At 43.4% G+C, this 6,773-nt stretch carries 9 protein-coding genes; 6 read left to right on the forward strand and 3 right to left on the reverse strand.

Annotation, left to right across the window (positions count from 1 at the left end; all coding sequences use genetic code 11):
* Positions 1-250: 250 nt before the first annotated feature.
* The gene (locus VC182_RS11305; RefSeq protein WP_323485348.1) at positions 251-541 is read right to left on the reverse strand and encodes a hypothetical protein; all 291 of its coding nucleotides are present in this window, start codon (positions 539-541) and stop codon (positions 251-253) included.
* A gap of 452 nt (positions 542-993) precedes the next feature.
* Here VC182_RS11305 and VC182_RS11310 point away from each other — a divergent pair, with 452 nt between their 5' ends.
* Positions 994-1,341, forward strand: a complete 348-nt coding sequence (locus VC182_RS11310; protein ID WP_323485349.1) for a hypothetical protein — start codon at positions 994-996, stop codon at positions 1,339-1,341.
* A 227-nt stretch (positions 1,342-1,568) separates the two neighbouring features.
* Positions 1,569-1,853, forward strand: coding sequence for a hypothetical protein (locus tag VC182_RS11315; RefSeq protein ID WP_323485350.1), 285 nt, complete (start codon positions 1,569-1,571; stop codon positions 1,851-1,853).
* Positions 1,854-2,025: 172 nt separating this feature from the next.
* Here the strand turns inward: VC182_RS11315 and VC182_RS11320 are convergent, their stop codons facing one another.
* The gene (locus VC182_RS11320; protein ID WP_323485351.1) at positions 2,026-2,208 is read right to left on the reverse strand and encodes a hypothetical protein; all 183 of its coding nucleotides are present in this window, start codon (positions 2,206-2,208) and stop codon (positions 2,026-2,028) included.
* Positions 2,209-2,216: 8 nt separating this feature from the next.
* Complete coding sequence (locus VC182_RS11325) at positions 2,217-2,459, reverse strand: DUF2789 domain-containing protein (protein WP_416350591.1); 243 nt, start codon at positions 2,457-2,459, stop codon at positions 2,217-2,219.
* Positions 2,460-2,572: 113 nt separating this feature from the next.
* Between VC182_RS11325 and fumC the strand changes: the two genes are divergently transcribed.
* The 4 genes from fumC to VC182_RS11345 all read left to right on the forward strand — a co-directional run bounded on the left by fumC (position 2,573) and on the right by VC182_RS11345 (position 6,624).
* The gene (fumC, locus tag VC182_RS11330) at positions 2,573-3,955 is read left to right on the forward strand and encodes a class II fumarate hydratase (protein ID WP_323485352.1); all 1,383 of its coding nucleotides are present in this window, start codon (positions 2,573-2,575) and stop codon (positions 3,953-3,955) included.
* Between the two features lie 100 nt (positions 3,956-4,055).
* Positions 4,056-4,535 carry a ferritin-like domain-containing protein gene (locus tag VC182_RS11335; protein WP_323485353.1) on the forward strand — a complete coding sequence of 160 codons (480 nt, stop codon included), beginning with the start codon at positions 4,056-4,058 and terminating at the stop codon, positions 4,533-4,535.
* Positions 4,536-4,552: 17 nt separating this feature from the next.
* Positions 4,553-5,107, forward strand: coding sequence for an NADPH-dependent FMN reductase (locus tag VC182_RS11340; protein ID WP_323485354.1), 555 nt, complete (start codon positions 4,553-4,555; stop codon positions 5,105-5,107).
* A 5-nt stretch (positions 5,108-5,112) separates the two neighbouring features.
* Positions 5,113-6,624 carry an RNB domain-containing ribonuclease gene (locus VC182_RS11345; protein WP_323485355.1) on the forward strand — a complete coding sequence of 504 codons (1,512 nt, stop codon included), beginning with the start codon at positions 5,113-5,115 and terminating at the stop codon, positions 6,622-6,624.
* The last annotated feature ends 149 nt before the right edge of the window (positions 6,625-6,773 follow it).

A 6,773-nucleotide genomic window follows, 5' to 3' on the forward strand; every position in this document is an offset into this window, starting at 1 on the left:
TGATCAGGCCACACTCAAGCTTGGATTATCAAACCCCAGCAGAGTTTGTCGCTGGATGGCAAAAGAAATTAATAACGGGAGCCAGAGTTTCTAGATGAAATTGGTCCGATAAAACCAGACGGGTCACTGGTTCCAGGTCAATTGCGTGATTTTCTTAAAAGTGGCAAAGGCTTTCTCTTGCTCGGTTGGCTCCAGACTCTCCCAGGTAGATTGGAAGATGGGGCTATTCAGATCAAGCTCAACTAAGGGCTCAGGCTTTGCGTTTCTCGCCATGAGCTTTAGCCGTTTTTAGTTTAGAAAGGTCAGTTGCTTTGGCCGGCGTTTTTTGTGCCCAGGCCAAGGCTGCTGATAAATCCTTTTTAATGCCTGGCGTATGTACCCAACGCTCATTGTCGGGAATAACTGTGGCGGTGCGAATCACCCAAACGCCAGGTTCAGGCGTTTCCACTAATACCTGACGTCCCGCATGCTCTTTGCCAAGCGAGATCTGCCCGCTGGATCCAATGGATTTAATAACTTGATGATCTATCACTGCGCCCATGGCATTCTCCTATATTCATGCAGCATGAATGCATTATAGCATGATATTAAAACAAGATGCTAGTTAAGGCTTCAATAGAGAAGGGACAATGCTAATTAAGCTGATTGGTAAAAGAAAAAGCCCCTAGACTTCTCTAGAGGCTTTTGTATTACTGGTGGGTCGGGCGAGATTCGAACTCGCGACCAACGGATTAAAAGATTTCAAATTGTGTTTAAACAGTTGCTAAGACATTGGTCTAAACCTGTCTAGAAAGTGCCGCGGTATTGACGGGTAGTCTCCTGGTACTAGACTTGAATTTTTGGAATTCAAATGGTTTCAACAGGAGTGTCCTGGAAAGTGACGGTTGTTTGTCGGGTTAACCGACAAATTCCTTTTTTACATCACATAATCCTGATTTCCGAGCCGAAGGAACTAAGAATGAGTTTGGATTCAAGGGTTATGGCGATAAGGGCATGCGTGTTTATGATTATGGCTGGGTAGAGCAATTCCGCGGTTGGGGTAATGGTCAAAAAATGTTAATACGCTTGCAAATGCATTCTACCGATCCGCAACTGGCTGAACCCTTATTGGGTAATGCGCGATCGAAGGGTTGTATTCGTATACCGGCCGATATGAATTTTTTCCTAGATCATTATGGGATATTGGATGCAGACTACGATGAGGCCATGGAACGAGGTCAACATTTTTGGGTTATGCGCAGCGATCGAATTGCAGTAAAAACACCTGGACGATATTTGGTCGTAATTGAATCGGAAGCAAAAAGTCGTCCATTATGGTTGAGCAATCCTCGTCCTAAATAGAGGCTGTAATTGGCTGGCGGATTTGTCGGTTAGCCTCGGTAGCAAGGTTGCATGGATCACATTGGTGTTTTAGTTGGATCAATGCTCATGACCCAGTGCAACTCATGAAGTCATCCTTAGTGGTTTTTTCTTTGAAAAATCCGTATAGTAAAATGATGATGGAGGCAGCATCGCAAATCATGTTTGCCTATCAATAGTCTTTCTTTTGACATTTGGAGCATTTTGGTATGAAGATAGAATTTATAGGACCTGCAACCCTTGCAGAGGATGATGGTGTTAACTACGTTGCTAAGATTGATGACCGAAATATCGTCTGTCACTTTAGCTATGAAATTTTAGAGGACATTGATTCTGAATCCCTTTTGGGTAATTCTTTAGAGCTCTTTGCCAAGTATCAATTAGTACTTTTGTCCATCGCAGAGCAAAAGATATTAGACGGTCATGTCCATGCCAGTAAGGTGCAAATCTTTAGTGGCGATCTGCCTGAGGATTGGGAGCGCAAGGAGCGTTAGACTGGGTAGAGGATCGATATGGTAAAAAAGCCGTATGGCATTCAGCCCCATCTTTAACTGTCATCACCAAGTTTGATTCAGGTCTTTATTGGGATCTAAAGGCAAGATATTTATGTCAAACTAATTGCGAATATTAAAGACAGGGGATGCAGGGGGTAAAAAGATCTCAAGACTATTCTCGGACCTTCGCAAAAATGGATGCCATATCACCCTTATTGTCTTCTAAAGCTAATCGTAAAGCTTCGTTTTCATAAGCGTCAATCCCTTGATTGGGTCCATTACTAAGTTCGATGACGTAAGTCCATAGGATTTCATGGGACCAGTCTTTGCTAAAGATGTCAACTATTCTCTTCATGTAAATTCCTAGCGAATTATTCTGAGTTGAGAATTTAAAAGGTCAATTGCCTCGGACCAATCGGCATCGTTTAATAGCTCGTCCTTTAAAAATTCTTTTTGGCTTGTTGTCCAGAAGCTTGCATCAGCAATTGATACCAGTGGATTGAGCGGCGCATGCATAGCAATAAATCTATTGATATCAGCCGTATCTGATTCCAATCCTAGCTGTCTAAAAAGCTCTTTTAGTGGGTGAAAGGTGGCATCCATCATCGCTCCTCTATAACTCTCATTTTATGCCTTAGGTATACGCCAAAATCAGCGAACTAGCAAGAGCGCGCTAACCGAGTGCTTGTAATTTTTTGCAGGAGGTATAAGATTATTTTATGTATGCAAGTCGAGTTGAACGAGATAGCTTTGGGGATATTCTGGTTTCCAATGAGAGGTTATGGGGTGCACAAACCCAAAGATCTTTTGTTCAATTTAGTATCTCTACTGAAAAAATGCCACCTGAGTTTATTTGGGCATTGGCCCTTGTTAAGAAGGCCTGTCTGCTTGCCAATACCGGTTTAGGTTTGTTATCAAAATCCAAAGCTGAACCTCTTCTTCTTGCAGTTGATGAGATCCTGGCTGGTTTGTGGTTCGATGAATTTCCGCTCTCGATTTGGCAGACGGGCTCAGCCACCCAAACAAATATGAATATGAATGAAGTGCTGGCTAATAGAGCAATTCAATTGATGGGCGGCATCCTTGGCAGGGATCGCACCATCCACCCGAATGATGATGTCAATCTTGGCCAATCCTCCAATGATGTAATACCTTCTGCCATGCATGTTTCAGCAGTATGCCAATTAGAGCGATTGTTGCTACCAGCTCTGGATAGCCTAATTGCTTGTATGGACCGTAAAGAGAAAATATTTTCTGAAATCGTTAAAGTAGGAAGAACGCATTTGCAAGATGCCGTTCCTTTAACGCTAGGCCAAGAATTTTCTGGGTATAAAGCACAGCTCATGTTGGCTAGAAAGGCCATCGATCTTTCGGTTCCAATGCTTTATGAGCTGGCTATTGGCGGAACGGCCGTAGGTACGGGCATTAATGCGCCGCCAAAGTTTGGCGAAATCGTTTCGGGGGAATTGAAGCGGCTTACGAATGTTCCATTTGTATCTGCCGCTAATAAATTTGCTGCTCTTGCCGGTCATGAGGCCCTAGTATTTGCACATGGCGCCCTGAAGACTCTTGCGGCTGCATTAATGAAGATTTCCACCGATATACGGTGGATGTCCTCCGGACCGCGTTCTGGGCTGGGAGAGTTGGTTATTCCAGCCAATGAGCCCGGTAGCTCCATCATGCCTGGAAAGGTAAACCCGACCCAATGTGAAGCTATGGCCATGATTTGTTTTCAGGTGATGGGCAATGATGTTGCCATTGGAATGGGGGCTGTATCTGGCAACTTTGAATTAAATGTTTTTAAGCCCCTGATTTTGCATAACTTCTTGCAAAGCATTCGCATTCTCGGTGATGGCATGCGTTCATTTGAGCAGCATTGTCTAGAGGGGGCCGAGCCGAATAAAGAGAGGATTGAGCAGTTGATGAATAGGTCATTAATGTTAGCAACAGCCTTAAATCCACACATAGGATACGACAAGGCGGCTGAGATTGCCAAGAGTGCATTTGAGAAAAATATCAGCTTAAAGGAAGCGGCTATGACCAGTGGGTGGGTGACGCAAGAGCAATTTGACGAATGGGTTGATCCCTTAAAGTTGATTTAGATTTTTTTAGGATAATGCTTGAATTGCATTGCAAAAAGAGTAGAGTGATTATTAGCGATGATTCATTGAGTAACCGATTCCTAATAAAAAAGGAGGGTATATGAGTGCTGTAAATAATCAAGCGGCCGTTCAGGCGCTCAATAAAATAATGGAGTTAGAGTTGGCTGGGGTTGTGAAGTACACCCATTACTCGCTCATGGTTTTTGGTTACAACCGCATTCCAATTGTTTCCTGGCTAAAGGGCAATGCCGATGAAAGTCTCGCCCATGCCCATAAAGCTGGAGAGCTTGTCACGTTACTAGGTGGTCATCCATCGCTCAAAATTGGTTCTTTGCTCGAAACGGAGAAACATGACATTGGCGATATATTAAGAGAAAGTCTTGAGCACGAAACGATTGCTTTAGCTGCTTACTATAACTTACTGAAGATTGCTGCTGGTGCTCACCCAGAAACTACTGGCGTACAGTCTATTTTGCTTGAAGAGTACGCAAGGGAAATGATTGTTCTGGAAGAGATGCACTTGGATGAAGTCAATAAAATGCTGAGAAAGCCTGGCGAAATCACTCCTTTTGTTCATTAAAGAGATCGGTTGTCTAAATGGAAAATATGCAGATCGCAGTTATTGTTGGGAGCCTGCGCAAGGATTCTTTCAATCGACAGCTTGCTAATGCTATTGTCAAAATGGCTCCAGCTAATGTAAGTTTTAAGTTGATCGATATTGGTGGTTTACCCCTTTATAACCAGGATGATGATGAGCATCAGTCCGATCCCGTTAAAAAAATGAAGGCAGACATTCATCAGTGTGATGGAGTGCTCTTTATTACCCCTGAGTACAACAGATCTATTCCCGGGGTCTTAAAAAACGCTCTAGACCATGGATCGCGACCTTATGGACAAAATGCATGGGCTAAAAAGCCAGCGGCCATTATTGGTATATCACCGAGCCCGGTAGGTACTGCTCTCGCGCAACAACATCTACGGGGTGTATTGGCGGCATTGGATATGCCCACCCTATGTCAGCCCGAGATGTTCCTTCAAATGAAGGAAGGTTTCTTTGACGAAACAGGTGCTATTGGCGAGGCCAGTAGGAAATTCATTAAAGGGTGGCTTGATCGATTTTTCACATGGGTTTCTACAAATAAGGGTATTTGAGTCCTTTGAGTAATTCAAGACAATATACATTTCGCACAAAAAATAACCAAAATCATCGAGAAGAGCTTGCGCGTATTGCAGTCGGTGTGATGATTGTGAGGGGCTTGGAGCCCGATTTTTCAGCAGCAGTTCGTGAGCAACTCGCTCAAATAAATGGGGCTGCTGTTGAGAATAATCCTTTAATTCGAGATCTCAGGGACCTACCGTGGTGCTCTATTGATAACGATGATTCTTTGGATTTAGATCAGTTAACTGTTTTGAAAAAAATAGATGAGCGTGAGTACTGTTTATTAGTAGCAATTGCTGATGTAGACGCCTTAATTAAAATAGGTTCGCCGATAGATGAGCATGCCTTTATCAATACGCGGTCTGTGTATACGTCCGCAAGAATTTTCCCGATGCTTCCTGTCAAACTTTCTACAAATTTAAGCTCACTTAACCCTGGACAAGATCGTTTGGCGATGATTTGTGAAATGCACTTTACAAATGAGGGCATTTTAAAGAAGACTGAAATATATAGGGCCAATGTCCGCAATCAAGCTCAGCTTGCTTATGATGCCATCTCTGATTGGCTTGAAGGGGGTGGTCAGTTCCCGGCTGCAGCAAAAGCTGTGTCTGGTTTAGATATTCAATTAAAAATACAGGATGAGCTTGCCCAAAAACTACGTGTCTTGCGCCATGAAAGCGGCTCACTAGAGTTTGATATTTTCCAACCAAGAGCTAGTTTTATCGACAATGAGATTTCAGAGATTAAGCAGCAACCCCATAATCGCGCACGTCAGCTTATTGAAGAGTTCATGATTGCTACCAATGGTTGCACCTCAAGGTTTTTAGAACGAGCCGGTATTTATTCGATGCGAAGAGTGGTCCGATCCCCTGAGAAGTGGTTGCGCATTGTCAAGGTTGCTCTAGAGTATGGTTATAGCCTACCTAATGAGCCTGATGCCCAAGCTTTGGAATCATTTTTGGCGAAGCAGCACCAGCAGGATCCAGTGGGCTTTCCTGATTTATCTCTATTGATAGTTAAGTTAATGGGCTCCGGTGAGTACATTGTAGAAAAGCCTTCAAGCCAGCCCATAGGCCATTTTGGTTTGGCTGTTAGTGACTACATGCATTCGACAGCGCCTAATCGTAGATATCCAGACATCATTACCATGAGGCTTATTAAATCAGTTCTTGCCGGAGAGGATCCGCCGTATTCTGTTCAAGAGCTGAAATCAATGGCATTGCACTGCACGCTACAGGAGGATGCCTCTAAAAAAGTAGAGCGTCAGCTCAGAAAATCCGAAGCTGCATTATTACTTCGTTCTCGTATCGGCCAATACTTCAGTGGAATCGTTTCCGGAGTAAATGAAAAAGGTACTTGGATCCGTATATTTGATCCTCCCGTGGAAGGGCGCCTCATTGGTGAATTCGATGATTATCCTGTAGGTCATTTGATTCGAGTAAAGCTGACTTCGACTCATGTCGAAAGAGGGTTCATTGATTTTGCTGCGGTACCTGAAAATCAAAATTAGAATAATCCCGCATATATTTACTCGTAGATTCAAACACGAAGTGCAACACGGTTTAAGGACTGCATAAATACTTCATTGGGGGTTTTAAATCCTAATCGTTTTCTAGGTCGGTTGTTTAAACGGTCTTGGATCATTCTAAGCTCCTTATC

This window comes from Polynucleobacter sp. AP-Nickl1-40-C4, from assembly GCF_035012665.1.
Lineage (GTDB): Bacteria > Pseudomonadota > Gammaproteobacteria > Burkholderiales > Burkholderiaceae > Polynucleobacter.

What these genes read in the sequence shown, in the direction of transcription:
- VC182_RS11305 (WP_323485348.1), bottom strand. Translation starts at nt 541, where the DNA reads ATGGGCGCAGTGATAGATCATCAAGTTATTAAATCCATTGGATCCAGC.
- VC182_RS11310 (WP_323485349.1), top strand. Translation starts at nt 994, where the DNA reads ATGCGTGTTTATGATTATGGCTGGGTAGAGCAATTCCGCGGTTGGGGT.
- VC182_RS11315 (WP_323485350.1), top strand. Translation starts at nt 1,569, where the DNA reads ATGAAGATAGAATTTATAGGACCTGCAACCCTTGCAGAGGATGATGGT.
- VC182_RS11320 (WP_323485351.1), bottom strand. Translation starts at nt 2,208, where the DNA reads ATGAAGAGAATAGTTGACATCTTTAGCAAAGACTGGTCCCATGAAATC.
- VC182_RS11325 (WP_416350591.1), bottom strand. Translation starts at nt 2,459, where the DNA reads ATGATGGATGCCACCTTTCACCCACTAAAAGAGCTTTTTAGACAGCTA.
- fumC (WP_323485352.1), top strand. Translation starts at nt 2,573, where the DNA reads ATGTATGCAAGTCGAGTTGAACGAGATAGCTTTGGGGATATTCTGGTT.
- VC182_RS11335 (WP_323485353.1), top strand. Translation starts at nt 4,056, where the DNA reads ATGAGTGCTGTAAATAATCAAGCGGCCGTTCAGGCGCTCAATAAAATA.
- VC182_RS11340 (WP_323485354.1), top strand. Translation starts at nt 4,553, where the DNA reads ATGGAAAATATGCAGATCGCAGTTATTGTTGGGAGCCTGCGCAAGGAT.